The following is a 26,335-nucleotide window of genomic DNA, read 5'->3' as shown; positions in this document are numbered from 1 at the left end:
ATAAAAAAAAGGTCCTGGAAATTCCAAGACCTTTTTTCTTTGTTCTGAATTCACTTTATTTTGCGACAGTGTCTGGAGTTTCAGAAGCCTGTGTGCTTTGAGCGGAGGGTGTTCCGGAAGCTGGGGATTTTTCTTGATCGTTAGCGTGTGTTGAATCCTTCGCGTCGCCAACAACATTTGATGGTGTCGAAGTGCCTGTTGAGGAATCCGTTGAAGATCCTGTTGCTGCAGATGTTGAATTTGTTGATGGTGTCGTTATTCCAGTTGCATTTCCAGTTGGAGCTGGAGCGGAATCATCAGCTTTGGCTGTTTCAATCCCAATGGCTAACAAAGCTACGAGCATAGTTGTGGACAATAATACTTTAGACATTTTTTTCTCCCTATTTTTTTATTCTTAAATGTGGATACGAAGTGGATTGAAGCCACTTTCGAGCCAGATTATAAATATAATTTATTAACAAATGGTAAACAAATTAAAATAAAAAAGCCTCTTCGAAAAGAGGCTTTTAATATAACCAATTTTTTAAATCTTAAGAAATTTTAAAATCTTTAAAGCGACCTTTAAAGCGTTCAAGCTGACCGCCTTGTGTCAAAAGATTTCCTCCACCCGTCCAAGCTGGATGGGATTTAGGGTCAACCTCAAGACGCATGGTGTCGCCAGGCTTTCCCCAAGTGGAGGATGTTGTAAATTCAGTACCGTCAGTCATAACGACTTTGATTTCGTGATAGTCTGGGTGGATATTTTTTTTCATCGGATGACTCCATTCATTAAAATCTTAAGGGTCTTATAATGGACTCGCTTAGATTCTGCAATAATTCTTTCATCAAGTTTGTAAAATTCCTTGACCAACGGACCGCTCTCGCCTAAAGAATGATATAAATTTTTTAATCATGAAGGAAAAATGCGATGCCACGTCAATGCGTCATTACTGGAAAAAAAGTTATGAGTGGACACAATGTTTCTCACTCCAACATCAAATCAAAACGGACTTTCTCCCCAAATCTTCAAATTGTCTCTTTCTTGAGCGAGAAGTTGGGTAAGATTCGTATGCGTGTCTCTCCTCGCGGATTAAAGACTGTTGAGAAAAACGGTGGCATTGATAGCTTCCTTTTGAATACGTCTGATCGGAATTTAACAGCGGATGCGTTGAAATTAAAATCACGCATCCAAAAAGCGTCTGCCGAATAAGTCTGTTTTAGACTGCAAATTTAAAACCTTGGAAACTTTTTGTTTCCAAGGTTTTTTTAATAGCAGCTGAAATTCACATAAATCACTAAACTTTCTGAGATGACAACACGTGGGGCTTTGTCTATAAAATAATTCAAGGTATTCAATATAAAAAGCTGCAAAATCTCATGGCCGTACGTTATCCTATTCATTTCAAAGCTCTGCCCATTTTAACGCCCAAAGGAAATCCCTTTGAGGTTCCAACATTGGCGCTGAAAAATTCTATTGAAGATGAAATGCGGGATCTCAAAGCCTGGCCGTCAAAGCTTACCACTCAGACGATGACGGCCCTGGCGCTTTCAGCGTGTGATCGTATCAAAGGCCTCCGTGATGCAGTTATTCAAGGTCTTCTTCAGAATTTGGAAACTGATCTTCTCCTGTTGTGGGTAAATGCGCCGCCCGCGCTTCTTCAATTGCAAAAAGAGTTTTGGTTACCTCTGGTCCAAAAGTTTAACGCTGAGATGGAGATGGATTTGCATCCCGTCATGACGCTGTCAACGCCTTCCGTTGTTTCCGCGTTGAAATTGAAAAACTATCTCGAATCTCTCAGTGATTTTCAATTGGTGGGGCTGTCTCATTTGGAGGGGCTCACCCATTCGCTGATTCTTGCTGTTTTGGCGATTAAATGTGGGATTTCTCAAGTTTTTGAAGCCTCAGAATTGCATGAAACGTTTCAACGCTCCTTGTGGGGGGAGGAGCCTTTAGACATGGAGCGCTCTGCCCAGATTCAGAAAGAGGTCGAGGAGACACTTGCCTTTTTAGGATGTTTAAACGCCCATTGATATTGCGCGAGTAACGGTCTATTTTCTGAGAATAAGGAAAATTAAAAAACGAGGGATTAATGCTGGGAAAACTCAATCATGTGGCCATTGTCGTGCCGGATTTAGAGGCCGCGCGCGCACAATATAAAGCTGCTTTTGGAGCGGATGTCTCCGATCCTAAGGACTTGCCAGACCAAGGGGTGACCGCTGTGATGGTCACGTTGCCCAACACGAGGATTGAGCTTTTATACCCTTATGGCGAAAATTCCCCAATTGCCAAATTTTTGGCGCGGAATTCCTTAGGTGGGGTTCATCATCTTTGTTTTGAAGTCCCTGATATTTTGGCCGCCCGTGATCAATTGGCGCAAAGTGGGATCACTGTGATTGGAGACGGTACGCCCACGCCAGGGTATGATGGACATCCCATTTTATTTTTTAACCCCAAAAACACACAAGGGACTTTGATTGAGCTCAAGCAATCAGGAATATCTCAAGATGTCAAAGTTACCATTGAAGATCCTGCCTATAAGACTCAACAAAACTTGGAGCCACCGGGTGGCGTCACCATTTCCTTTGAGGGGGATTTTCTTGGAACAACATCCGAACGTCAGGAGTAAAATTTTATGGGCTTTATGTCAGGATTTGCCGTTTATGTCATGATTTGGACTGTGGTTCTCTTCATGGTTTTGCCTTGGAAAGTCAGAGTCCCTGAAATACCAGGGGAGGGCCATGCTTCAAGTGCCCCTGAAAATCCTTATATCTGGCAGAAATTGGTCATCACGAGTCTGATTTCCCTTGTGCTTCTTTTCGCCTTTGATTGGGTGATCTCTGGAGATGATTTTAGTTTTCGTGAGTAGTCTTTTCTAAACAGTGTCGGATTTTGATAAAGATGCAATCTCTTTATCTGCTTCTTCCACGCTTGTTTGGGCGACGCTTACAAGTTTCAGACACAAGAGTTTAACTCCTCCCACGGCGACCATGGCGTAGGTGAATGTGGTTTTGGAATCTCCCGGGATAATTTGTGAGAACATGACTCCAACATAAGCCAGAGCATCGGAAAAGTTTTCAATCATCTCAAAAGCGTGCCCTGCAAGTTTCCAACGATTACGGGAGCTTTTTAAAATTTTCAAATACTCGGCATCGCTAAGTTCAAGGAGACCAAGAACCTCTTCTTTTTTTGAATTAGTTTTTTGAAGAAGTGTTTCATTTTTAGTAGGTATCGTGGTCGTTTTCTTTTTTTCGTCAAGCTCGACTTCGCCTTTGTTGGTGCTGTTTCCTTCCATGGCGAAAAGTGGAGTTTGTGATGAGAGTAAAAGAAGAGAAATTCCAAGAGCAAGAGCTTTTTTCATAAGGTGAATCCTTGTTAGAACAATCAATTTATGAACTCTAGAGGATTAAATCTTAAGAAAGTGTTAACGAGAAATTCCAGGGAAGAGGGGGCGTGCGTTATTGAGTAGAAGTTGTGTTACACAGCATCCAGAAAATGAATGGGAATAGTGTGGAGTTCTGAGACTTTTTGAGCAATGGCAACCACGCCAACGCCTGGGTTGACGACGATAATACCTGCAGATTTTGACCAGACATGCTGATCAATTCGTGCATTACCCGCATAAAGAAATCCGCGCTCTCCGTAAAGTGCGATGAGGCGTTCGGCTTTGCGCAGGCCCGTTAAATTTTTGTTGAGAGTACTTCCCAAAATTGCATGAAAACATCCCACATGATCTGCGATATCTTGGGCGATTTTCTCATTCGCGCCGGTTGCTAAAACCAAATAACGCCCTTGTGATTTTTCCTGTTTGAGGGTTTTTAAAAGGGCTTCATGAAATTCTAATTTTTGAGGATCAACTTTCAGATATTTTGCCAAGTGATATTTGACGTAAGATCGTCCGCCACGCACATACCAATAGGGAATCTTCAAAAAATTCCAGGGGCATCTTTTTCCCATATCGATGAAAAGATCAGTTAGTGAATCGCGTAAAATGAGGGTGCCGTCCAAATCCACGACCAGGGGGAGATGCTTTAAATGATTGAAGCTGTCAGGAAAGCTTGGTGTCATGCGGCAATCGCCCGTAGATTACTTTGCCAAAGATATGGCGTCCCCTAGGGGATTCGAACCCCTGTTGCCGCCGTGAGAGGGCGGTGTCCTAGGCCTCTAGACGAAGGGGACAATGGAATGAGTGGGGTTTTAGCGGATCTTTATGAGGAAAGCAAGAAAATTGTGGAAGGTGTGGTGGTGACGGGTGTCTTGGCCTTGTTTGTGAGGTGTAAATCTGATAAACTCGATTCAAATTATTGAAAATAAAAAAGTAGGGCAGAGGAGTGAGAATCATAAAATTATGGCGTTTTTACGTCTTATTCTGTTGCGTATGCGTGTTCATGAGTGAACTTTTAGTCGCGCGTCCTCTTGTGATTGCCCATCGGGGTGGGGCGCAATTGCGTTTAGAAAATACGTTGCCCGCATTCCAAAATGCCTTTGAATTAGGTGCTGATGGGATTGAGCTCGATGTGCATTTGAGCCAAGATGGCCAGGTGATTGTTTATCACGATTATATCCTGAATCCTCATTATACCATTGACCAGGAAGGAAGACCCGTTCAGGGCGAAATTCCCCTTCGTGATTTAACGTTGGCTGAAATTAAGTCCTATGCGTTGGGGAAAGTGGATCCTCAAAGCCAATACGGAAAAGATCATCCTTATTTGGTGCATTTTCAGCCTTCAAAAATACCCACTTTGGATGAAGTTTTGGATATTTTACCTGCGAGTAAAATGGTTTTAATCGAAATTAAATCTAGGCCTGAAGATGAGCACCAGCCTCTGGTAGACGCCGTTGTGAATAAAATTCAGGAGCGACAATTGCTGGATAGAGCTTTGGTGATTTCGTTTAATTGGAAAGCGTTGGATTATTTGAACGCGAAATATCCCAATTTTTCACGCTGCTATCTTAGTGAAAATCGAGATGATGCATTGACTCATCCTAAGGCAATCCCGCCCCTTCTTGAGGCTATATCAAAGCGTGCGCCCACATTTTGGGGGCCAGACCATTATGATATTTTGCATGTAGAAAGAGCCGTTTTGAAAAATAAAAATCTCAAGGTTATTCCTTGGACGGTGAATGATATTGACGTCATGGAAACCTTGGTGAACCTTGAAGTTCATGGCATTACGACGGATCGCCCTGACCTTTTAATCGCTCACCTTGAAAAGAGAGAGATCAACTAAGCCTCTCGTAATTCTGAAGGGATATTAATTAAGAACTGAATAACGGCTCATGAGGTAGGCAAAAATGGTCCTCAGACCCATGGCCTCTCCGCCTTCGGGTTTTCCGGGCTTTGCGGTGATATTCCACGCCATCATGTCGATGTGAATCCAAGGCGCTTCTATGAACTTCTTCATGAAAAGGGCCGCCAATGTGGCACCTGCATAGGAGGACGTCCCCACATTGTTGACATCTGCAAATTTGCTTGCAATCATGGATTCATAGCCTGACCATAGTGGCAGGGGCCAGAGGGGGTCTTCGAGTTGATCTCCCAATTCTTGCAAAGGCCAAAGAAGATCTTTTTGATTGGAAAAAAGGGCCCCGATTTCAGTCCCTACCGCAATGCGCGCAGCTCCTGTAAGCGTTGCAAAGTCAATCACAAGGTCAGGGTTTTCAGAATCCGCTTCTGCCAAAGCATCCGCTAAAATAAGGCGTCCTTCGGCGTCCGTATTGCCAATTTCAACGGTGAGTCCTTTGCGGCTTTTAAAAATATCTCCCGGACGAATGGCCGTGCCTGAAACTGCGTTTTCAACAGCCGGAATTAAAACGCGCAAACGTACAGGAAGTTTGTGGTGAATGATCAAATGCGCTAACGCCAACACGTGGGCCGCACCGCCCATGTCTTTTTTCATCAAAAGCATATTGGAGGAGGATTTGAGATCAAGTCCCCCTGAATCAAAAGTAACCCCTTTTCCGATCAAAGTGAGCTTAGGATGAGCTGGATTTCCCCAACGCACATCAATCAAACAAGGCGGCGTTGCAGAAGCTTTTCCAACGGCATGAACGAGTGGATACTCTTTTTGAAGCCGGTCTTGATCTTTCAGAATCTCAATTTCGGCGCCCCAAGATTTTGCCAAGTCTTCTGATTTTTGGGCAAGCGTTTGTGGGTTCATGAGATTGGCCGGTTGATTGATCATGTCCCTCACAAAGGTGATGGATTCAATCAGGGCTTGAAAAGCTCCGCGATCAATATCTTCGGGCCACACAAGTTTGGGAACAGGCGCACCCGTTTTAAATTCTTGATACCGATACGTTGCCATGCCCCAAGCTAAAACCGCCACCTCAAGAAGATTTTCCTCAAGGCCTTCAAAATAATAAGTGCCCCCTTTGAGCTTTTCGGGAATTGCAGCAAAATGGGCAAGGGCATGTTCTACAATAGCAATCACTTCTGAAGAGCTGACCAAAACATCGCCGGCTTTTCCCACAACGCCCATACGGGCCACCCAATTTTGAGTCTCCTCGTCTTGCTCAAGAATCCAGGTTTGGAATTCAGCGGGCGTCAGACACATAATGGGAAGGGCTTGTGAATCAAAATCAACAAAAGTCAGCTTAGTAGAGAGTTGCATTTTTTCACTCTTTTCAAATTTATGAGATTCTGCTCATCTTATCAGAGATGAATTAAAAAGTAAAAACGAAGCGAACAAAAAGCAGGGGAATTTATGAAAACGTCAGCCTTAGGATTTTTAGCGTTTGCGGCAATTTCATCCTCTCTTGAGGCTGTGAAATTCAGAATTGAAGGCTTTGAGGGCTTTTATGATTCTACAAAAAAATTCCCGCCCTTGAAAAAAGAGGAAATAGAGGAAAAGGTTGCAAAGACGGAGGATTGTCTAACTTATTCCAAAAATTGGGACTTTTCTGAAAAAAATGGAAAGCTTCATTGTCTTTCAGATTTTTCACTCCAGATATTTACTAGCAAGGACATCCCCCTTCGCAGAGCAAAATTCTCAGAATTGCCTGCCCTTAAAGCCTGGGACACTTTGAAAATAAAACCTTTTCTACTAACAGAGGCATCTCAAGAAGTTGAACTTGATGATGTTTACAGGGGAACTTTTCTCAATATCTGTATGACATTACGCCATGAACAAGAGGGCAAAGATAAATCTGTTATCAATGCGGCATATGAAGTTGTTTCCCATTCTGTTTTTCCAGAAAGTCTTTTTAATGAGATACAGGAGGTCAGATTTAAATTCAAAGGGTTGGACTTTATCTCGTGGGAAGATGTGGTGGGGCCTTTGTATGAAGTCAGAGCACAGGGAGAGCTTACGATTGCAAAGTCTCAAAAAGATGAAAGCTATAAACTTCCGTATTGGCCAAATTCCAATCAGCTCACCCTTCAGTTTACTGATAGGAGACAAAATAAATCTGATTTCTTGTACTACAGCGCAGCTTTAAATTTGTCAGACTTTAATGGATTTGTTTTTGTCCAAAATATAGAAAAAACCTATCAAAATTTTGATGAATTTAGGGACATTTTAAACTCTCAAAATCGAAAATGGCTCGCAGATCTTGGAAAAAAGTCTTGTGTCAAAGATTATGCTGAATCAGGAAAACTACAAATAGCCGTTACGGCACAGCTTCATATGAAAAAACAAAATGAAACTGAATTTATACCCCTGAATTTCGTGTTGTTATCTCATCAAATTTTGCCTTGGGAGATTCAAGAAGTTAAAGACATCACAATCTTGCTCACTGAAGTAAAAATTTTTACACAAAATGGAATTCAAACCCCTGTAAAATATCAAGTAGTTTTGTTGCATAACGACGGTATTGAGAAGAGATTTATGAACGATACGAAGTGGACCGTTCAACGTTCTTATCAATAAAGAGGTTTCCGAAGCGATTGTCTTTTTTAACGAATAATTAACTTTAGACAGTCAGTAATGAGATGATTTTTTTGATAACAATTCCAGGAGACTTGCCCCATGAAGAAATATATTTTTTTAAATCTCCTTATTTTAAACGTTTCAATAACTTCTCTTTCTGGAATGTGGAAGAAAAGCACTCAAAGTATGGAAGATGAAAAGCCTTTGATGAAAAGCGTGAGCAGTCCCACAGTTCCCTTAGTTAAAATCCCCAGCGATGGTAATTACAGTCCTTCTACATTTATCAAACTTGAGCGTACAAAAAGCAGCAATGCTTTCTATGGCCCTTCAAAAAAGAAAGAAAACACACCTGATGAAAAGGTATCAGAAAACACAGTGAATTCTGAAACTTTAAAACGAAGAGAATTTTTTACGCGCAAAAACTCAGAACCCTACTCTGGGTGGAAGGATGGTTTGATTCCCGATTACAGCCAACTGCTTGAAGACAATAAGCAGGTTAAGGTCTCCGTTAAAATATTAAATAAAAACTTGACCGCGCATGGACAAAAAGAGATAGAGGCCTGCCTTCAAGCCATGAGAACACTTCAAAGATTAAGCCTGAAAAACAACGTTGCTGCTCAAAAAAAAATACAGATTTTCAGGGATTTAAAACAAAAGCATATTGAAGAATTTGCCAAGAATGCTTTAAAAGTAACGTCGTCACCTTTGAAATCAATATCACCACTTGACGTCATTGCGACTTTGGCTGAATTTCAAGGAAACGGGAATCCCCATTTGTTTTATGAACATGCAAAAACAATTTTAGATCAAGGGGATGAAGACCCTAAACTTCACGAACTTATGTATTTTAAAGGATGTATGCTGTTGAAAATGCGTCATTTTAAAGAGACGCTTTTATGGTGGAAAACAATCAAAGAGGAAGATCCTCGTGGAAAAATTCACTACTCTCTTTTGCTTCAACATTACGGATTTGCAAAAGAGGCCATAACGAATTTTGAAGAATATGCTGTTCTTTCAACCTTGCTCAAAAAAAAGACATCTGAAATCTATTTGAACTTGGGGAGTCTTCATGAAGATCAAGAGAATTTTGTTTCTGCTATTGCCTCTTTTGAAAAAGCCTACGGGTCAGGACAGGATCTAAAAATCGCAGCCGGACCTAAGCTTTTGATACTTTATGCACAACACAAAGAGAAAGAAAAGTTTATTACATTAAAGTCAGAATTAGAGTCTCTCGTTGTTGAAGCCGCTCAGAGCTTTTTAGAAGACTCAAAGAAGAATACACGATTTCTTAAATTCAAAGACTCCTGGAGCAGCTTGGCGTTTTCAGCGCTTTATCTCGAAAAGTTTGAGGACCTCCCCTTGTTTCTTAAAAAAGCTGCGGAGAGTAGGAATAACGTGAATCGGTACGAACCCCGGTCACTTCAAACCTTAACCGAAGATTTACTGATGTCTCACTTGTACACAGCGTTGGCTTTAAATTCCTCAGAGTGTCGAAAAGAAAATGAAGAAACAGCAATTGATTTGATTCAAGGAGTAAAAGAGTCCTTACGACTCACCCCTCAGGCGCAATATGAGAATTTGTTTTTAATCCGATTTTATCTCAAGCGAATAAAAATTACTGACTTCATTAAAGAGCCTGCCCAGAATTTTATCCAGTTCCAAATTAATGAAATTTTAAGCCAAAAAAAGGCCTTAGGATAATGCTGAAAAAGAGTAGGTTTTTTCTTTCAAACTGATTGTGTCGTGTGTCAAGAAAGGGTCTCAAATTCAAACGACATCTTAATTGCATTCTATTTTTGTGCAAGATCGAGACTTTAGACTGGTATTTTTTTTCGATTTGCCCTAGATTAAGTCGGAAATTTTATAAACTGAAATTAGGACAAAGTATGGAAACGGTACTGCTGGCGATTCACTTATTGATCACGATTGCAATGATCGCACTTATTCTCATTCAACGCAGTGAAGGCGGTGGCATGGGGTTGGGTGGTGGAAATATGGGGGGGCTAATGTCCGCACGTGGCACCGCAAACCTTTTGACGCACACAACTGCCATCCTTGCAGGATGCTTTTTCGTCACATGTTTGGGCCTTGCAATTTTGGCAAGTCATACCCATCAAGATAAATCAATTCTCGACAAATTGCCTGACACCATTCCAGCACAAAGCGTCCCACAGCAAGCCCCTGGTGTAAAGTAAATCAAGTTAATGAATGTTGCCCTTTTGGGGAAAGAGGTGGAAGTGAGTACAGCGCGTTTTATTTTTGTCACCGGTGGTGTTGTCTCCTCTTTAGGAAAAGGTATTGCTGCGGCGTCCATTGGGACGCTCCTTCAAGCACGCGGATATAAAGTCAAACTCCGCAAGTTGGAGCCTTATATTAACGTTGATCCTGGCACTATGAGCCCCTACCAACACGGAGAGGTCTATGTGACTGATGATGGTGCGGAGACGGATCTTGATCTTGGACACTATGAGCGTTTTACGGGCGTAACCACAACACAGTATGATGCGGTCTCCACAGGAAAAATTTATTCAGAAGTCATTGCGCGGGAACGACGCGGTGATTATTTGGGCGCAACGGTTCAAGTCATTCCCCATATTACTGATGCGATTAAGCAGGCCATTTTATCCCATATTGATGATGCGGATTTTGTGGTGTGCGAAATCGGGGGCACTGTTGGTGATATTGAAGGGCTTCCTTTTTTGGAAGCCATTCGTCAGCTTAAAAATGAGTTGGGAGATCGGCGTGAGATTGCCGTCCATGTGACCTTGGTGCCCTATATTCCAGCTGCGGGCGAACTTAAAACCAAACCCACGCAACACTCGGTCAAAGAGCTGCAGAGTAAGGGAATCCAACCTGATATTCTCCTTTGTCGAAGTGACCGTTTGATTGGCAAGGACGAGCGTCGAAAACTAGCCCTTTTCTGCAACATCAAAACGGACAGTGTGATTGAGGCACTTGATGTCTCAACAATTTATGAGGCACCTTTAACCTATCATGAAGAAGGTCTCGATCGGCAAATTTGTCTTCATTTTGGACTTGAGTCGAATACGCCTCCTGATCTTTCCATTTGGCGGAATGTGGTCGATCGTATCAAGCGCCCCGAAGGAAAAGTCACCATTGGAGTGGTTGGTAAATATGTCGAATTACCGGATGCCTATAAATCTATTTTTGAAGCACTCATTCATGGCGGTATTGCCAACAATGTGAAAGTTGATGTGGAGTGGATCCAATCTGAAGATTTAGATGAGGGAAATAAAGTTAATCTTATCGAAAGATTAGGGCATCTCCACGGTATCTTGATCCCTGGTGGGTTTGGCGAACGGGGAACGCAAGGGATGCTGGAGGCTATTCAATTTGCGCGTCAGCGAAAAATTCCATTCTTGGGAATTTGTTTGGGGATGCAATTGGCCGTTATTGAGACCATGCGTAATGTGGCAGGTATTTTAGAGGCAAATTCTACCGAGTTTGGAAATACTCCCGTTCCTGTTGTCGGAATGCTCACTGAATGGATGAAGGGCGAGACTTTGGTCAAACATTTACCCGGTGGTGATATGGGGGGGACTATGCGTTTGGGGGCTTATGAGTGCCAATTAAAACCCGGAAGCAAATCATATGAAGCCTATGGATCGGGGACAATTTCCGAACGCCATCGCCATCGGTATGAAGTCAATGCGAACTATGGAAACGTCTTGGAAGAAGCAGGTATGCTGATTTCAGGAACCTCGATGGATGGGGAGCTCCCTGAAATGGTGGAGCTTCAAGATCATCCTTGGTTTTTAGCCACTCAAGCCCATCCGGAACTCAAATCTCGACCTTTCAAACCGCACCCGCTTTTTGCCGCTTTCGTTAAAGCTGCACTTGAGCAAGAGCGTTTGGTTTAGCCTTGAAATTGAAAATAATTTGAGATCAGCTCCTCATTGAGAGTTGAACTTCTCATGCCAATATATCCATCGGGCCGAATGAGGAAAAGGGCACACTCTGAGACATACAAATGGTTTTTAAGTTCGTGGGATGTGGTTTTATAATAACTCTCATGAGTTGATGGTAAGGATGAGATCACACATGTTTTTATATTATGATGCCCTTTGATTTTTTGAAGGACTTCTTTTTCGCCCATCGTCAACGTCCGATTCAGGGCCAAAACTAATGTATGAGAGTGAGGGTTTACAAGATTGAGAGATGATATTTTTTGATCTTGAGAATCTTCAATCCAAAAATGAGGAAAACGATCCCCAGGTTTGAGTTTATGTCCCGAGTCGCCCGAAACCCAATTTGACTTTCTATAATTATGGCTCAGTTGCATAATGGCGTCAGCAAATTTTTCTTGAATCCAATTAATTGTCAAAAGGTTTGCTAGAAGATGATTTCGCAACCACAAAAGAAAACGATTTTGTGTGATTAATTCGCGCGTGGCAAAATTGGTGCCTCTCAAGACATGTTGTGCGATGGGGCGCCTTTCTCGGGAAAAACTTTCCAGGAAATGGGTAGGGGCGTGATTTTGAAGAACCAAACTTAATTTCCAAGCGAGATTGATGGCATCTTGAATCCCAAGATTCATGCCTTGCCCTCCGGCGGGACTGTGGATGTGGGCGGCATCTCCTAATAAAAATACATTCTCCAGATTCATTGTGGGCACAATGCGCCGACTTACGCGAAAATGAGACATCCAAATCTCATCAGAGAGTTCGAGAGGTTTTGGAGAGTGTTTATTTAAAAGCGTCTGAAATTCTAACAGGGTCTCAGGGGGGCGCAAGTTTGGAGGCTGCGCCAAAATAATACGATGATATTTTTTGCTGATGGGAATGATCCCCATAAGATCCTCGTGTCCCAGAAATACGTTGCCTTCGTTTAGAGGTAAATCACCTTTAATATGACAATCTAAAAGCGTGAAGGATTCCTCAAAAATATTACCATCAAAAGGAAGACTCAAAAGACCACGGACGTGGCTATGAGCACCATCGCAACCGCAGACATAATCATAGGTGCTTTTTTCTGAAAGACTGCCATTTTTCAAAAGTTCAACCCTTACGGTGCGGGCTTGTTGTTTTAACTCTATGAGGTCAACACTACGCTCGACCTCGATATGAAAGTCCTCTCGAAGACGCGTGATTAGGATATTTTCTGTATCATTTTGCGGTAGGATCAAAATAAAAGGAAAAGGGGTGTTGGAGTTATGAATATGAAAACGCCACAGGCGACATTTTTCCAAATACGCATTGAGGTGTCGTGCTTGAATGCCTTTTTCCAAAAAGGATTTCTCAAGCCCTAAAATCTTTAATGTCTCAAGTGTTCGTGCTTGAATGGCCAATGCTTTTGAATGCTGAGAGGGTTCCTGCGACTTATCAATAATGCGAATGGAAATGCCCAATTGTGCCAAAGCATAGGCCAAAGTGAGACCTGTGGGGCCGGCGCCCACAATAAGCACTTGTGTTTTAAATTTCTTGTTTTCGTTCATTTTTAGGCCTGGCACAGAAATTAGGCACACTTTTAATCGTAAGTAGAAATAGTTAAGAAAGTGTAAGGAAATTGAGTTTCTTACTGCAAAATGGAATTTGTTTTGATATGGTTCCCTAAAATTTCAACCCGCAATGAGGGACAAAATGCACTACAAAACAAAAGTACTTATTATTGGGTCCGGACCTGCCGGTTATACGGCGGCAATCTATGCCGCGCGGGCCAATCTGGAGCCGATTCTCGTGTCAGGGCTTGAGCCTGGGGGGCAGCTTATGATCACAACAGATGTTGAGAACTACCCCGGATTTGCGGATGTTATCCAAGGGCCGTGGCTTATGGAGCAAATGAAATTACAAGCCGAGCATGTGGGAACGCAGCTCATTAGTGATTATATTTCCGAAGTTGATTTTTCAAAGCGCCCATTTGTTTGTAGGGGCGATTTTGGAAATACATTTGTGGCAGATACACTTATTATTGCAACAGGTGCCCAAGCCAAATGGTTGGGACTTGAAAGTGAAACTAAATTCCGTGGGTTTGGTGTGTCTGCATGCGCGACTTGCGATGGTTTTTTCTTTAAAGGCAAAAATGTGGCTGTCATCGGAGGCGGTAACACTGCCGTTGAAGAGGCTCTTTATATGACAAATCATGCGGCTCACGTGACGCTGGTTCACAGGCGGGATACATTACGGGCTGAAAAAATCTTGCAAGATCGTCTTTTGGCCCATCCCAAAGTTTCTGTCATTTGGGACAGCGTTGTTGAAGAAGTTTTGGGAACAGAAAACCCAACGTCTCTATCTGCCCTCAGACTGAAAAATACAAAAACGGGTGAGATCACAGAAAAAGCATTTGATGGTGTTTTTGTGGCCATTGGTCATGTCCCCAATACCCATGTCTTTAAGGGAAAATTAGACCTTGATCATGAGGGCTATATTGTGGGGCCAACTCACACTACAGAAACTTCTGTATCGGGTGTATTTGCGGCAGGTGATGTTCGTGATAAAGTCTATCGACAAGCTGTGACTGCTGCGGGATTAGGGTGTATGGCCGCGCTCGATGTTCAACGGTATTTGCAAGAGCACTAAGAATACATCAGGGAAGGACAATCCTATGGATTGGGATAAACTTAAAGTTTTTTTTGCTGTGGCGGAGGCTGGAAATTTCACCAAGGCTGCGGTCAAGCTCAGCCTCAGTCAGTCTGCGATTAGTCGACAAATTAGCTCTCTTGAAGAATCTTTAGGTGCCCCCTTGTTTTATCGTCATGCTCGTGGGCTTTTTTTGACAGAGCAAGGCGAACAACTTTTTAAAACCGCCCGCGAAGTCGTTGTTGATCTTTCCATGACGGAGGCCTTGATTACAGACAAGGGCGATAAAATTCAGGGAAAACTTAAGATCACCTCGTCTATTGGATTTGGTGCGATTTGGTTAACTCCTAAAATTCCAGAGTTTTTGAGACGTTATCCAGATCTCAATCTTTCATTCATTTTCTCAGATGATGTTGTGGATCTTAGTATTCATGAAGCAGATATTGCGCTTTCCAGTGTATTTGTACCTTCGGAATCAATGTATGGACGCCCATTTTTCAAGGCCCCTATGGGAATTTATGCAAGTCGAGAGTATCTATTAGCTCATGGCGTACCTCTTAAAATTGAAGATTTAGACCAGCATCAACTTGTCGTTTTTGGAGATAATTCGAAGATTCCATCTACGGATGTAAACTGGCTTTTAAGTTGTGGCCGGGCCGAGGGGGGGACAAGAGTGCCTTATATTACAATTAATAACCTTTATGGCATTGGACGAGCCGTTGAAGCGGGGGCGGGTATTGCCTGTATCCCTCCCTATATTGCATCTCATTGTCACGGTTTGATTCAAGTTTTGCCAGAAGTTGAAACACCGCTTGTAACTTTTAATTTTGTGTGCGCTGATATTTTGAAGGGCTCACCAAAAATTGAGGCTTTATATCAATATCTAAAAGAATTTTCATAAAAATAAGGGGGGGGTAAATTCATGGGCAATGTTGCGGTATTAGAGCGTCAAGATTCAGGTGCGGCCACGCTTGAAAATGTTATTGTGGAATGGATTGGGCGAGTAGGCGTTGTGACCTTAAATCGTCCTCAGGCCTTAAATGCTCTTTCCGAAGGTCTAATTCGTGATCTTGAAAATGCCCTCGATCATTTTGAAAATGAGCCCGGGACCCATGTGATTGTCATCACTGGTTCAGAAAAAGCGTTTGCGGCCGGGGCTGATATTAAAGAAATGGTCGATAAAACCTATATGGATGCTTATTTAGGTGATTTCATTACAACAGGTTGGGAGCGTTTGAGTCAATGTCGCAAGCCCGTTATCGGAGCCATTGCCGGATATGCTTTGGGCGGAGGGTGCGAATTGGCGATGATGTGCGATATTTTAATCGCCGCCGATAACGCTAAGTTTGCGCAGCCTGAAATCACAATTGGTACAATCCCAGGGGCTGGTGGCACCCAGAGATTAACATGCGCCATTGGAAAATCCAAAGCCATGGAAATGTGTTTGACGGGAAATATGATCTCAGCCACTGATGCTGAAAAAGCAGGTCTTGTGAGTCGTGTTGTGCCTTTGGATCAACTGCGCCAAGAAGCTCTAATCTTAGCAGAAAAAATCGCGAGTATGTCCTTGCCAGTTGCTATGATGGTTAAAGAATGTGTCAATCGTAGTTATGAAACAACGCTTACTGAAGGCCTTAAATTTGAACGCCGCGTTTTCCATTCCACCTTCGCCCTTGAAGACCGGAAAGAAGGTATGGAAGCCTTTATTGGAAAAAGAAAACCCGTTTTTAAAGGAGAGTGAGACGTTACGTTGTCCTTCCCACTCTGATTAAAAAGGCAGCTCCCAGAAAAAAGGCAAGGATTGAAAAAATAATTAGGTCCCCAAAGCGTGCATAAAGGGTGGGCGCAATAGGGGGAGGCAATTGAAAGTCGCGAATCCCAATTTCATTTAAGGGAATGGATACCACTTGGCGACCATAGGCGTCAAAGACGGCAGAAATACCGTTGTTGGCGGCTCTGACCAAAGGCAGCCCTTCTTCCACGGCTCGCATTCTGACAATTTCGAGATGTTGGTAAGGTCCAGAAGAATTACCATACCACGCATCATTCGTCACATTCAAAAGCCACTCAGGACGTGGACCGGAGGGCGTCACAACTGCGCCCGGGAAGATAGCTTCATAGCAAATGAGAGGTCCAAACGCGGGGATTTTTTCCACATGTAACGTTTCTGGACCATTACCGATGCTGAAATCAATGGCGCCTGCGGTGATTTTTTTCATCCAAGATAAATCCATATAATGACTGAGTTCTTTCCGCCAAGGCACATATTCGCCAAAAGGAACCAGATGAAATTTGTCATAGTGCCCTAAAACTGCGCCTTCGTGATTAAGAACAAGGGAGCTATTCCAGATTTGAAAAGGCTCATGGCCTTCTGGCGTTTTTCGGGGTGCGCCTGTAATCAAATAAGCTCCCTCGGGAATAATTTGGGAAATAAGACGCCTTAGGCGCGGTTCATGATCAAGAAAAAACGAAACAGCCGTTTCTGGCCAAATGATGGCTTGGGGGATATGGGCGCTCGTTTCATGGGAAAGCGTTAAAAGACGGTAAAGGTTAGCCTCCCGTTGCTCCGGATTCCATTTTAAAGATTGGGGAATGGAAGGTTGCACCAATCGCATCCACGGACCTGATGATGTCATGGGGACTTCTTGCAATTTTGAAAGGCCTGCAATCCCTAAGAAAACGGCGATAACATAAGTGCTAATCATAATGCGTTTTTCAAGAAGGCCGCCCTGAAGACCGATGTAGGTTATTCCAATAAGAAGAAGCGTGAAGAAAGTCAAAAGATAAACGCCGCCAAAGGCTGCGATCTGGAGAAAGGGTGTGGAAACAGTCCAAACATAACCCAAAAGATTCCAAGGAAATCCCGTAAAAAGATGGGCGCGGAGCCATTCAAAAAGAACCCAAAAACAGATAAAAAGAAGAATGCGAGAATAGTTATCTTTGGAAAATTTTATCGTGAGATAAAAAACAGGACCCACAAAGAATGAGAGAATTACGGGCAATCCCAAAAGTGCAAAAGGAATGACCCACCAAAAACTTGCTAAATCCACAAATGTGGCAATGGCTATCCAATAAAGACTGGCCACAAAAAATCCAAGTCCAAACCACCAGCCATCCCAAAAGGCGGCTTTGGGGGTGGGTGCAAAATTAAGGCAATAAAAGGCACCTAAAAAACTGAGCCATAAAATGGGCACGGCATGAACAGGCGCAAACGCCAGTGCCATGAGTAATCCTATTATAAATAGGAAAACTCGACGATGAAATGTGCGTACAAGGTTTTGGGACAAAAAAAGAGGGAACGTCATGCTTTTCAATCTTAAAGAATCTCTATCTATCCCAACAATAGGCAAGTTTGTACGACTCTAAAAGCTATTTTTTCTCCGTGAGCCCCAATTTTTCCGGTGTCCAGCCAAACTTATTTTGAAAGTGATCCGCAATACGCTCAATGGCTTTGGGACCGAGTGTATGACCTTCTGAGGGATGAGGTTCATGAATGGTAAAGCTGCGGGCTTTCTTCTTTTTTCCTTCTTGAAGGGGGCCACCGTGGAATTTACGTGTTCCACCGGTTTTTGTGATCGGTTCGTCCTCAACACGATCAATAAGTTTGCGTAATTCACGCCAAGTGGAAACGAAGTCTTTCCATTTTAAGGTAGTCTGACGTTGGTCTTTGTAGTAGAGCTGATATAATATGCTTAGAGTTTTTTCAGAGATATCAGACGTAATTGTCTTCTGATTCTCATTTTTGGTTTCGATTTTTATTTCGCTCGTGGGTGCTGATGTCTTATTCTCTTTTTGCTTACGCTCCCACTCTTCCTTTCGTTTTTCACGATCTTTGGGAGTAAGAATAATAATTTCTTCTTTCTGTTCATTTTTCAATGAAGTGGATTGAGAATTTTCTGTGATTAAAGGTGCTTCTTTAGATTTCAGTGATGTGGATGGCAGCATCTGTAGGGAAGATGAAGGCGTCTCCATCACTTGCTCTTTTTGAGAGGAAACTAAAGGAATGGTATTGTTTGAAACTTTGTGCTGCTTTTCTTTAGGTTTCGATTTTTTAGGAGGAGTTGATTTGTTGGGAATAACTGGTGCCTCTTTTTTTTCCGCCATTTTCTTTTCTTGAATCCAGTTTTCGTAGTCATTGAAGAGGCGTTGTTTTGTGTTAGGTGAACTAAATGTATTTGTCAGTTGGTCGTTGAGAAAAATTTTGCGATTTTGAAATGGAATTTTCTCCAATCTTTCGAAATTAAGTGAGGCTTCACTCCTAATCTCAAGATTTGTGCCTGCTTTTATATATTTTGTTTTAATGTAGAAAATTGTAGGTTTTCTTTTTTCAAGTTCTTCCTTTAACCGTTTAAGCTCTTTAGGTTTTGTTTGGTCTGTGGCCTGAGCTAAAGGGGTTTTGAATAAAATACTTATCCAAGATTCAGGGGGATTGGTTTCAAAGCCTTGGTCAGGATGCCCCATATCCTTTGTTCTTTTTTCGAGTCGATCCATTAAATTTTTATCAAGCGCCAAGCGTGCACGCGATGTTTCACTGAGATAAGCAGAATCAATTAAGGGAAAAAGTTTGACTAAAAAAGATATTCGTTCTTGATAAGTGGTGATAGAAATTTGAGCTCCACTTTTTTCCATAGGATTTGTAAGTTTTTCAACTTCATCAGGTGCCGTTGGTAATATCTTTTTCCCCTCACATACTCTCTTTAAGCGTGTATTAAGAACATCATAGTGAAAATTGAGAAGATATTCAAAAAGAAAACTGGCCTTTCCTTCTGCGGTTGAAAAAGAGGAGGATTCATTTATTTTTTTCTTAAATACTTTAGGAATTGTGGCATTTTCGGCCGCTGTCGTTTGACCTTCTTGTAGATAATTCAGATAGGTTTCTTCGGTGAGATTGCAGTCCTTTGGAAGGGCAAAAAAATTTTTCAAGAACTGCATGGCAAGCTCTTGGGTATCAGTGTATTTAAGAGTTTTGTAGATGTTTTGAATTTCAGAAAAAATTGAAAACCTATCTTGATAAAGATCTTCTAAAGATTCACTGTATTGTTGAAACTTACCTACAATACTTTTGAATTTTACCTCTTTCTCCTCAGGAGTGAGTCCAGTTAAAAAAGATGTTGAAAAAAGAAGGGGTAATGAGAAAAGAAAATGATACTTCATAAAAAACAAACTCAATTAATTGTATTTAACTTTTTACAATATAGTGAAATTTAAAAATAAATTGCAACAGTTTTTTGAATGAAGAACTTCAAGGTATTGGAACTCCCTCTTTTCACAAGACGATTTGAGTGGTAATATGAATTTAATAAAGGGAGGAGTAGGTTTGGACGATATCACAGACCTCCAGCAGTCGAATGATGACTTGAAAAAGAAAGTAGATTTGTTGCGCCAGCAATCGTTAAAACGTGCTCGGACGCTTCAGGCTCAACTCTTGCAAGCTCATGCGCCCTCTGATGATGTCTCTGTAGGTGCTGCAGGCACTCCTCAAAGTCAAGGGGCTTCATTGCCTAAAGGATCTCCCCCCTCTAAAGCCAAGTCGAAAAGGATCGTTTTTGCTATGTCAAAACTCTCGCTGCTTTCCATCTCCCTCAGTTTAATGATTTTTGGGGCGCTTGTTTTTGTAGGAGGATTCCTTACTGGATATTGGATAGGAATGCCAACGTCTCCCATCATGGCGGGAGGTGTTGGTTCGGGGTATGTCGCAGCAGGGGCTTCGGCCACGGCGCAAGGATTGGGTGCAATTGGATTTCAACAAATTGCCGGAAAGCAAGCGGCGAGTTCGACAAGTGGATTAATTACGTCACAACCTCTCCCGGGGGTTCCCAACGCTTTGCAACCTTTGGCATCTTCTGTTCAGTTTGCAGCAGGTCAAGCTATTTCGAATAAAGTCGGTAAAAATGTTGCGCAAGCGGTGGGGACAGAAATTTCATCGGCAATGCATCCTCAATCGGGAGGAGATGGGTCTCATTCCTCGCAAGTCTCCAATGTCTCTACTCAAAAGGGTGATGGGAAGCGTTATACGATTCAATTGGGGATGTTTGCCACTCAAGAAAATGCTCACGCTCTTGTTGATAGGTTGAAAAGTCAGGATTATATTCCGGCACAGGTGGTTTCTACAAAATCACCTTCAGGAGATGTCCTTTATACCGTGCAAAGTGGAAACTATCCGGATTATGAAACAACCGTTACACGTGCAGCACAATTTGCACAAGAAAATATACCCGGGGCCATGGTTGTTGAACTTAAGCCTCAAGGAGGAAAATAGTGAAGATCAAAAATATAATGGGAGTCGGAATGGCTCTTTTTATGCTTCAAGGTTGTTCTTCAGAAAACAAGCCGACTTTGAACGTCAGTAGCGCCTCTATTTTTTCAGAGCCAGATGCCAATAAAAATTCGGCAATCGCCGTTGATGTCGTCCTCGTTTATAATCAAGATTTGCTGGGGGCTATTGCCAAACTTCCTGCTCAAAAATATTTCGAAGCCTCAAACCAACTTCGCCTTGATAATCCCAGTTTATTGGATGTATGGCGGTGGGAGTTGGTGCCCGGGCAGGTGGTCAAAGACTTTGAACTTGAGTCTGATAAGGGGAAAGCGTTTGGAGGTCTTATTTTTGCAAATTATCTCACTCCTGGTGATCATAGGGTTAAAATTCCGCCTTCAGGAGAAATTAAAATTTTACTGAAAAAGGATGATCTTATCAGTATGGCGGAAGGCAGCTTTGATGGGTTGAATGTCGGAAAAACAGCATCCGATGATGTGCCTGTAACGCCTCCTAAAACGCCCAAGAAAAAAGTCCCTTGTGATACTGATTCTGGATCTGATGAGGCATCTGGAGGATTTGTGATACTTCAAAGTCCTAGCGTTTCAGTGGATCCGCATGAGGATAACCCTGGAAAAGAGCTAGATCATTAGCTTTTGTGACATTAACCTCACTGTTTGAAGAATAAAATGGTGTGAGGGGATTGAAGTTTCATAAAAAAACTGTCAAGGCAATTTAGAAATGTCCGCTTTGAGTTGAATTATTATCCACAAGTCCATAGCCCTCTCTCGCGCTCTCAAGCGCAAGAGAGACTTGGGGCTGTGGACCCTGTGGGTAATAAGAAGTCTGGGTTTATTTTGGGGAAGATTTCCTGGTCAAAAACATGATCTAAGTCCTTACGATCAGCTAGAATGGGCCCCCTTGTCACCCTATCCAGCGCCATCACGCTTAAGACTTCTTCTCCAAGCATCACCTCTATTGCCCCCGTATAATGTTGATAAATTGTGACTTTTTTATTCTGGTAGCGATAGCCTTTTCCAGGCACTTGAACTTGATAGGCCTGCCCTTCCAAAGAGAATTCAAGGTTTTTTGAAAGCTTGCGCGTGACGTGATGAGATAAAATTCGTCGCAACCTTTGCGCGTCGATAGGTACGTCACGGTGCAGATCTTTCGGGTTTGCCGCATCAACGGCGAACTTTTGGTTATACTTCTCGATAAACGCCGGCAAATAGGCATTGGCAGTCGCAATATCGCAGATACCTCTCAAACGCATCTCTTTGATTAAGCGATCTTGCAGCGTTTGATTCGCCCGCTCGACACGGCCCTTGGCTTGGGGTGAGTAAGCGCAAATCAACTCAATTCCTAAATCTTTCATGGCGCGATGCAGCTCAGTAGCTTGGTAATATCCGTCAGTTGTGCGCGTTGTTTTAAAAATGCTGTGCCGGTCACTATAATAGGCCAGAGGCAGACCATGCTGCTCGAGGTGTGATTCCATGGCTCGGAAATAGCCGGCAGTGGTCTCCGATTCTTCAAATCGCATAGATACGATGCGGCTGGTGGCATCGTCTACAAAGACGAGCAAACAACACTTTGCACGCCGTCCCTCAAACCAATCATGGTGCGACCCATCAATCTGTACAAGCTCACCAAAGCACGAGCGGCGCTGACGGGATTGATGCAGAGGCGAGCTTTTCCGAATTTTCCCGCTCCATAATGCATCGGCTATCATCCATTGTCGCAGAGTTTCTTTGTTGATCTTAAGCCCCTCATTCTCCAACAGTTTCTCGCTGGCTAGCGTCGGACCAAAATCCGCATAACGATTCCGAACTGCCTCAAGAACTCTGGCTTTGAAGCCCTCTGAATGCGCACGATTACTGCCCGATATAGCACGCCGTTTAATCCCGGAAGGTCCCTCAACAGAAATTCTCGCCTGCAAACGCCTCACTTGCCGAGCACTCAAACCTAACTCTGCCGCACCTTCACCTTGGCGCAGCAGACCTCGTTTTATGTCATCCAATATCTTTAGTTTTTCCATCTCGGCCTCGCTATACAATGTCTCCATTCATCCTCCTGCTTGCTGACTGCATCAGCATAAAACTTAAGGACAAATCCGGACATTTCTAAATTGCTTAACCGGACATTTTCAAATTGCTCCTACAAGTTTCATAAAAAAACTCGATCTTAATCTCAAAGATATGTTAAGATTTTCAAAAAAGAGACTCTAATACAGGGGAGTGCTATGCTAGCAAGTGCGCAGAGTTTACCAGATCCTATTCAATGGCATGAGGGAATGCTGCTAGTTCCACAGCATTTTCAGCAATATGATTTAAGGCACCAGCAAATTCTCAATTTTCATCTCAATCATATGGCCGCTTTTTACTGGGGGGTTGAGTCTCAGGTATTTGACGACGCCTTGCTTGCAAGTGGAAAATGTCGGCTTCTCTCGTTTAATGGTGTTTTACCGGACGGGACTTTGATTGATGCGCTGCCAAGTTCAACACCTTATTTAGAGGCAGATTTAACAGCACTTAGTGCTGAATTTCAAGCAGGGTCATTAAATGTTTATTTATGTTTGCCCCAACTTAAGGGAAATACATCAGATATTTTGGGTCAACTGCCGCGTTATCGGTCTATTCCTGGTAATAACGTCGTGGATTTAAATACGGGGGACTCGCCTGTGATGATCCCCCGCCTTGAATATAAACTTGAGCTAATTGTGGGGAATTCTCCGCCTGCGCAATATGTGTCTTTACCCATTGCGCGTATTAAATATGATGGTAAAAATTACGCCTTTGATGCGTATCAATCGCCGCTTCTGCGGGTTACGACATCTACTCAACTTTGGCAGATTTGTGATCAAATGTCTTCCTCCATTCGGTCAAAACTGGGCTATATCCAACAAAAAATGCAATCGATTGGCCAAAACTCAGATTTGATAGGAACGTTGCGCCAATTGGATACAGTGCGTACGCAAATGCTTTCCTCTCTTTTGATCTTTGAGGCTGTCCAACAGATAAACGAGGCTCATCCCTTTTATTTGTATTGCGCGCTTTGTGGAATTGCAGGAACAGTAGGGGGCATTAGTCATGATGCTATTCCATCAAGGTTTTCAGCCTATAATCATGGAGATCCTCTTGCGAGCTTTATGGAAGTCATCACTTATATCCAACGGGTTTTGAATCAAATTCAGGAAAGTTATTCGATTCTCAGTTTCTCAAAGGAAGATCGAATTTTCAGTCTCCAATTGCAATCAAGTTGGGAGTCTAATCAAATGGCAATTGGTGTCCAGGGAGCATCTGGAATGAGTGATGGGGACGTCATCAAGTGGATTAATAATGCGCTTATCGCAACTGAATCCAATGTTGATGCAGCAAGAGAAGCGCGTATATTAGGGGCGTCTCGGCGAATTGTGGATTTCGTGCCTCAGCACGAGTTACGCAGTTTGCAGCAAAAGGGTGGGAATCTAAGCGAAAGACATGAGTTTTGTTATTTCTCTAGAGATATCATGCTTAATAACATCCCACTGCTGCTGATAAAAAGAGAAGCCTCCAGCAAGTCGTCTTTTAAATCTTTGAATCCAAGCCGAAATGGCAAGAAATATATGATTTCTTTGGGCTCGTCCCGTGCGAGACTGACAGCGTTCAAGACCGCATGTTTGCTTTAATTCCCGATGATAAACTTCGATTTTCCAACGCGATTTCATGACCAGTTCAATATGATCACGAGAGGGATTATCCCTATTGGTTCCGATATAATCCGTGCGACCGTTTTTGGCAACAAACCGGAAAACAGTAATCCATCCATATCCGCGTAAGTGAACTTTCAGTCCTTCATCTGGAATGTCCAGCTTTTCAAGAGTTTCTCCACGATTCACTTTCCTGTTTTTCTTCAACCCCATCACCCATGTCCAGCCTATGGATTCAATGGCCTTCAGATTATTCAAGCTCGAGTACCAAGCGTCTGCAACCACGTCATCCGGATTTATCCCTCTGTCTTGAGCCAGCTTTAACATTTCCCTGAAATGGTCATTCTTGCTTTTGCCATCGCTGGCTTTATCATAAATACGATAATCAACAGGAATAGAGTCATGACTCCTCAGGCCATGCCATACCAAATTGACAAGACCTATCCCCGCAATAACATCATGGGCATTCCCAGAATACTGATAATGCACAAGCTCTATCTTCTCGCTCCGATTTTTATCCAAAATTGTATCGTCACATACTAAAAAACAAGGTTCTTTCTTGTTAATAAGAGATTGAGTAAGATTCCACACTCCGCTCGGACGCAATGCACTAGAACTCAACCATCGATTGACGCTGTCATGCGACAATGGAATCGGTGACACCTCCGAAAGTGCCAACCCTGAATAGCGCACACTGCTGGCTTGTAAAAATGAACGATAAAGTGATTTTGTGCATTTGTGTCGAGACATCATTTCTTCTCATTTAATAAATATTCCCTCTCACCTTATCTCTTCTCTCTTCTCCTGCAAACTGCGTAACTCGTGCTCAGATGGATTTAATTCCGCCACAAGGTATTAAATTAGTTCTGGTGGATGTGGATCCTAAATTCATTGATTTCAAGGATACGCTTCAGATTTTTAATGTTTCTGATAATGCGTTAATGCGCCCGCTTGAGTTAATCCTCTATCGTCCTCAGCAGAAAGGATAAATTATTAACCTTATGTTAATAAAAAAAATATATAAAAGTGTATATAAGTGTGCTTTAACGCACATTAGAAAAAAATAAAAGGCGCGATCATGCAGGGTTCGGGTTCATACGGTTTGGAAGGATACAAAGAGAGTAGTGCTTCGTACGTCTATGCCTGTTTTGAATCTTTTTATTGTGAATTACTCAGGAACAAACAAAGGGTTCTTACAAAAGCCTGGCTTCAGCCTGACGCTTCGGATCAAGAGGTTACTCCAGATATTTTTGCAAACAGTTTGCTCGAAAAATTTCAAATTTTCCTAGAAAATCAAGAAGAGCATCTCTTTGGTAGAAACCTTGTGGGGATTTTGCAGACGCTTTATGAAGAAACTAAATATGCGATGGTTGTTTTGGCCGATGAGGTTTTTCTCAATCTGGATTGGCCTGGACAGCATTATTGGGAAGATAATCTTCTCGAGCAAAGAATCTATGGCACCCATAGTGGTGGGCAAGTCTTTTTTGAAAAAATTGAGGCTCTTTTAAAAAGAGATAATCCCGCGTGGAAAGATGTAGCTCGTGTTTATTTAGCGGCATTAGGGCTAGGGCTGCGGGGGCAATATCACAGTCGCGATGATGCCGGTGTCATTCAAAACTATTCCTCTCTTCTTTTTGCGTACATTAATCATCATGACTCTCAATTCTCTAAAGGGGAAGGCTATAATCTTTGCCCGCAAGCGGGGCAAGAAACTCTTTCGGGTTTAAGGGGAAAAGATCTCCCGGATGCGCGAAATTGGTACATTATTTTTTCAGCTATTGGGCTTTTATACCTGCTATCATCCTCTTTGATTTGGTATTTTTCGACATCTGATATTAATGATCTTGTTGAAAGAATTCTCACGAATGCTTCTCATTCACAAGAAGGGGGCGAGGGCTTATGAGCAATTTCTTCTCCCCTCATGTCATTACGATCCTTCTTATTCTTTTGGTGGCGATCATTTTTGGGATTTTAGGTGTTAAACTTTTTCGAAAAGGTGAAGATCAAGCGGAT

The 26,335-nt window shown here is 42.6% G+C and carries 26 protein-coding genes, 1 tRNA gene and 2 pseudogenes; 18 read left to right on the top strand and 11 right to left on the bottom strand.

Translation table 11 applies throughout. The features are described from left to right. Positions 1-55 precede the first annotated feature (55 nt). Positions 56-370, bottom strand: coding sequence for a hypothetical protein (locus Bealeia2_RS06270; RefSeq protein WP_331256228.1), 315 nt, complete (start codon positions 368-370; stop codon positions 56-58). 160 nt (positions 371-530) lie between these two features. Further along, a complete protein-coding gene (gene rpmE / locus Bealeia2_RS06265; RefSeq protein WP_331256227.1) occupies positions 531-752 on the bottom strand; it encodes a 50S ribosomal protein L31 in 222 nt (73 codons plus the stop codon). A gap of 155 nt (positions 753-907) precedes the next feature. Between rpmE and rpmB the strand changes: the two genes are divergently transcribed. The 4 genes and pseudogenes from rpmB (at position 908) to Bealeia2_RS06245 (ending at position 2,846) form a co-directional block, all read left to right on the top strand. Continuing rightward, positions 908-1,189 carry a 50S ribosomal protein L28 gene (rpmB, locus tag Bealeia2_RS06260; protein ID WP_331256226.1) on the top strand — a complete coding sequence of 94 codons (282 nt, stop codon included), beginning with the start codon at positions 908-910 and terminating at the stop codon, positions 1,187-1,189. Between the two features lie 167 nt (positions 1,190-1,356). Then, positions 1,357-2,010, top strand: a complete 654-nt coding sequence (locus tag Bealeia2_RS06255) for an ATP12 family protein (RefSeq protein ID WP_331256225.1) — start codon at positions 1,357-1,359, stop codon at positions 2,008-2,010. Between the two features lie 59 nt (positions 2,011-2,069). Further along, positions 2,070-2,468: pseudogene (mce, locus tag Bealeia2_RS06250) on the top strand (methylmalonyl-CoA epimerase); the annotation flags it as partial. Positions 2,469-2,612: 144 nt separating this feature from the next. Further along, positions 2,613-2,846 (top strand): DUF1467 family protein, encoded by a 234-nt coding sequence (locus Bealeia2_RS06245; protein WP_331256223.1) that lies wholly within the window; start codon positions 2,613-2,615, stop codon positions 2,844-2,846. Between the two features lie 6 nt (positions 2,847-2,852). Here the strand turns inward: Bealeia2_RS06245 and Bealeia2_RS06240 are convergent, their stop codons facing one another. The 3 genes from Bealeia2_RS06240 to Bealeia2_RS06230 all read right to left on the bottom strand — a co-directional run bounded on the left by Bealeia2_RS06240 (position 2,853) and on the right by Bealeia2_RS06230 (position 4,156). Beyond that, positions 2,853-3,338, bottom strand: a complete 486-nt coding sequence (locus Bealeia2_RS06240; RefSeq protein WP_331256222.1) for a hypothetical protein — start codon at positions 3,336-3,338, stop codon at positions 2,853-2,855. Between the two features lie 116 nt (positions 3,339-3,454). Further along, positions 3,455-4,045, bottom strand: coding sequence for a haloacid dehalogenase-like hydrolase (locus Bealeia2_RS06235; RefSeq protein ID WP_331256221.1), 591 nt, complete (start codon positions 4,043-4,045; stop codon positions 3,455-3,457). 35 nt (positions 4,046-4,080) lie between these two features. Next, positions 4,081-4,156: transfer RNA gene (locus Bealeia2_RS06230), tRNA-Glu, on the bottom strand. Positions 4,157-4,162: 6 nt separating this feature from the next. Between Bealeia2_RS06230 and Bealeia2_RS06225 the strand changes: the two genes are divergently transcribed. Together Bealeia2_RS06225 and Bealeia2_RS06220 are read left to right on the top strand one after the other, a co-directional pair. Continuing rightward, a complete protein-coding gene (locus Bealeia2_RS06225) occupies positions 4,163-4,285 on the top strand; it encodes a hypothetical protein (RefSeq protein ID WP_331256220.1) in 123 nt (40 codons plus the stop codon). An 80-nt stretch (positions 4,286-4,365) separates the two neighbouring features. After that, positions 4,366-5,208, top strand: coding sequence for a glycerophosphodiester phosphodiesterase (locus Bealeia2_RS06220; protein WP_331256219.1), 843 nt, complete (start codon positions 4,366-4,368; stop codon positions 5,206-5,208). Between the two features lie 24 nt (positions 5,209-5,232). On the opposite strand, the gene Bealeia2_RS06215 is transcribed toward Bealeia2_RS06220, so the two are convergent. Next, entirely contained in the window at positions 5,233-6,591 is a 1,359-nt protein-coding gene (locus tag Bealeia2_RS06215) for a leucyl aminopeptidase family protein (RefSeq protein ID WP_331256218.1), read from the bottom strand. Positions 6,592-7,002: 411 nt separating this feature from the next. Here Bealeia2_RS06215 and Bealeia2_RS06210 point away from each other — a divergent pair, with 411 nt between their 5' ends. The 4 genes from Bealeia2_RS06210 (at position 7,003) to Bealeia2_RS06195 (ending at position 11,729) form a co-directional block, all read left to right on the top strand. Continuing rightward, positions 7,003-7,848, top strand: a complete 846-nt coding sequence (locus tag Bealeia2_RS06210; protein ID WP_331256217.1) for a hypothetical protein — start codon at positions 7,003-7,005, stop codon at positions 7,846-7,848. Between the two features lie 99 nt (positions 7,849-7,947). Continuing rightward, positions 7,948-9,549, top strand: a complete 1,602-nt coding sequence (locus Bealeia2_RS06205; protein ID WP_331256216.1) for a hypothetical protein — start codon at positions 7,948-7,950, stop codon at positions 9,547-9,549. Between the two features lie 185 nt (positions 9,550-9,734). After that, positions 9,735-10,043 (top strand): preprotein translocase subunit SecG, encoded by a 309-nt coding sequence (gene secG / locus Bealeia2_RS06200; protein WP_331256215.1) that lies wholly within the window; start codon positions 9,735-9,737, stop codon positions 10,041-10,043. A 9-nt stretch (positions 10,044-10,052) separates the two neighbouring features. Then, on the top strand, positions 10,053-11,729 hold the full coding sequence (locus Bealeia2_RS06195; protein WP_331256214.1) for a CTP synthase: 1,677 nt from the start codon (positions 10,053-10,055) through the stop codon (positions 11,727-11,729). Here Bealeia2_RS06195 and Bealeia2_RS06190 read toward each other — a convergent pair. Beyond that, positions 11,726-13,303 (bottom strand): FAD-dependent oxidoreductase, encoded by a 1,578-nt coding sequence (locus tag Bealeia2_RS06190; protein ID WP_331256213.1) that lies wholly within the window; start codon positions 13,301-13,303, stop codon positions 11,726-11,728. The two genes, Bealeia2_RS06195 and Bealeia2_RS06190, sit on opposite strands and share 4 nt — an antisense overlap. Before the next feature lie 145 nt (positions 13,304-13,448). Between Bealeia2_RS06190 and trxB the strand changes: the two genes are divergently transcribed. Genes trxB through Bealeia2_RS06175 form a run of 3 tightly spaced genes read left to right on the top strand, consistent with a single transcriptional unit; the run spans position 13,449 to position 16,125 of the window. Further along, positions 13,449-14,384: a thioredoxin-disulfide reductase gene (gene trxB, locus Bealeia2_RS06185; RefSeq protein ID WP_331256212.1), complete on the top strand. Its 936-nt coding sequence runs from the start codon at positions 13,449-13,451 to the stop codon at positions 14,382-14,384. A gap of 25 nt (positions 14,385-14,409) precedes the next feature. Beyond that, on the top strand, positions 14,410-15,285 hold the full coding sequence (locus Bealeia2_RS06180; protein WP_331256211.1) for a LysR family transcriptional regulator: 876 nt from the start codon (positions 14,410-14,412) through the stop codon (positions 15,283-15,285). 21 nt (positions 15,286-15,306) lie between these two features. Continuing rightward, entirely contained in the window at positions 15,307-16,125 is an 819-nt protein-coding gene (locus Bealeia2_RS06175) for an enoyl-CoA hydratase (RefSeq protein ID WP_331256210.1), read from the top strand. 4 nt (positions 16,126-16,129) lie between these two features. Here the strand turns inward: Bealeia2_RS06175 and lnt are convergent, their stop codons facing one another. After that, on the bottom strand, positions 16,130-17,608 hold the full coding sequence (gene lnt, locus Bealeia2_RS06170; protein ID WP_331256209.1) for an apolipoprotein N-acyltransferase: 1,479 nt from the start codon (positions 17,606-17,608) through the stop codon (positions 16,130-16,132). A 145-nt stretch (positions 17,609-17,753) separates the two neighbouring features. Further along, positions 17,754-19,538 (bottom strand): hypothetical protein, encoded by a 1,785-nt coding sequence (locus Bealeia2_RS06165; protein WP_331256208.1) that lies wholly within the window; start codon positions 19,536-19,538, stop codon positions 17,754-17,756. A 163-nt stretch (positions 19,539-19,701) separates the two neighbouring features. Here Bealeia2_RS06165 and Bealeia2_RS06160 point away from each other — a divergent pair, with 163 nt between their 5' ends. Both Bealeia2_RS06160 and Bealeia2_RS06155 read left to right on the top strand, forming a co-directional pair. Next, positions 19,702-20,643, top strand: coding sequence for an SPOR domain-containing protein (locus Bealeia2_RS06160; protein ID WP_331256207.1), 942 nt, complete (start codon positions 19,702-19,704; stop codon positions 20,641-20,643). Then, positions 20,643-21,290 carry a hypothetical protein gene (locus Bealeia2_RS06155; RefSeq protein ID WP_331256206.1) on the top strand — a complete coding sequence of 216 codons (648 nt, stop codon included), beginning with the start codon at positions 20,643-20,645 and terminating at the stop codon, positions 21,288-21,290. The genes Bealeia2_RS06160 and Bealeia2_RS06155 overlap by 1 nt, the downstream gene beginning before the upstream one ends. Positions 21,291-21,433: 143 nt before the next feature. Here the strand turns inward: Bealeia2_RS06155 and Bealeia2_RS06150 are convergent, their stop codons facing one another. Next, positions 21,434-22,699 carry an ISNCY family transposase gene (locus tag Bealeia2_RS06150; RefSeq protein WP_331255482.1) on the bottom strand — a complete coding sequence of 422 codons (1,266 nt, stop codon included), beginning with the start codon at positions 22,697-22,699 and terminating at the stop codon, positions 21,434-21,436. 177 nt (positions 22,700-22,876) lie between these two features. Between Bealeia2_RS06150 and tssK the strand changes: the two are divergent. After that, positions 22,877-24,055, top strand: a pseudogene (gene tssK / locus Bealeia2_RS06145) (type VI secretion system baseplate subunit TssK); the annotation flags it as partial. A 45-nt stretch (positions 24,056-24,100) separates the two neighbouring features. Here tssK and Bealeia2_RS06140 read toward each other — a convergent pair. Further along, positions 24,101-25,072: an IS701 family transposase gene (locus Bealeia2_RS06140; RefSeq protein WP_422388038.1), complete on the bottom strand. Its 972-nt coding sequence runs from the start codon at positions 25,070-25,072 to the stop codon at positions 24,101-24,103. Positions 25,073-25,152: 80 nt separating this feature from the next. Between Bealeia2_RS06140 and Bealeia2_RS06135 the strand changes: the two genes are divergently transcribed. Together Bealeia2_RS06135 and Bealeia2_RS06130 are read left to right on the top strand one after the other, a co-directional pair. After that, positions 25,153-25,311, top strand: coding sequence for a hypothetical protein (locus Bealeia2_RS06135; RefSeq protein ID WP_331256205.1), 159 nt, complete (start codon positions 25,153-25,155; stop codon positions 25,309-25,311). An 89-nt stretch (positions 25,312-25,400) separates the two neighbouring features. Continuing rightward, a complete protein-coding gene (locus Bealeia2_RS06130) occupies positions 25,401-26,225 on the top strand; it encodes a DotU family type IV/VI secretion system protein (protein WP_331256204.1) in 825 nt (274 codons plus the stop codon). Positions 26,226-26,335: the final 110 nt, after the last annotated feature.

Source organism: Candidatus Bealeia paramacronuclearis, from assembly GCF_035607555.1.
Lineage (GTDB): Bacteria > Pseudomonadota > Alphaproteobacteria > UBA9655 > UBA9655 > Bealeia > Bealeia paramacronuclearis.
This window is presented reverse-complemented; position numbering and strand designations above follow the sequence as displayed.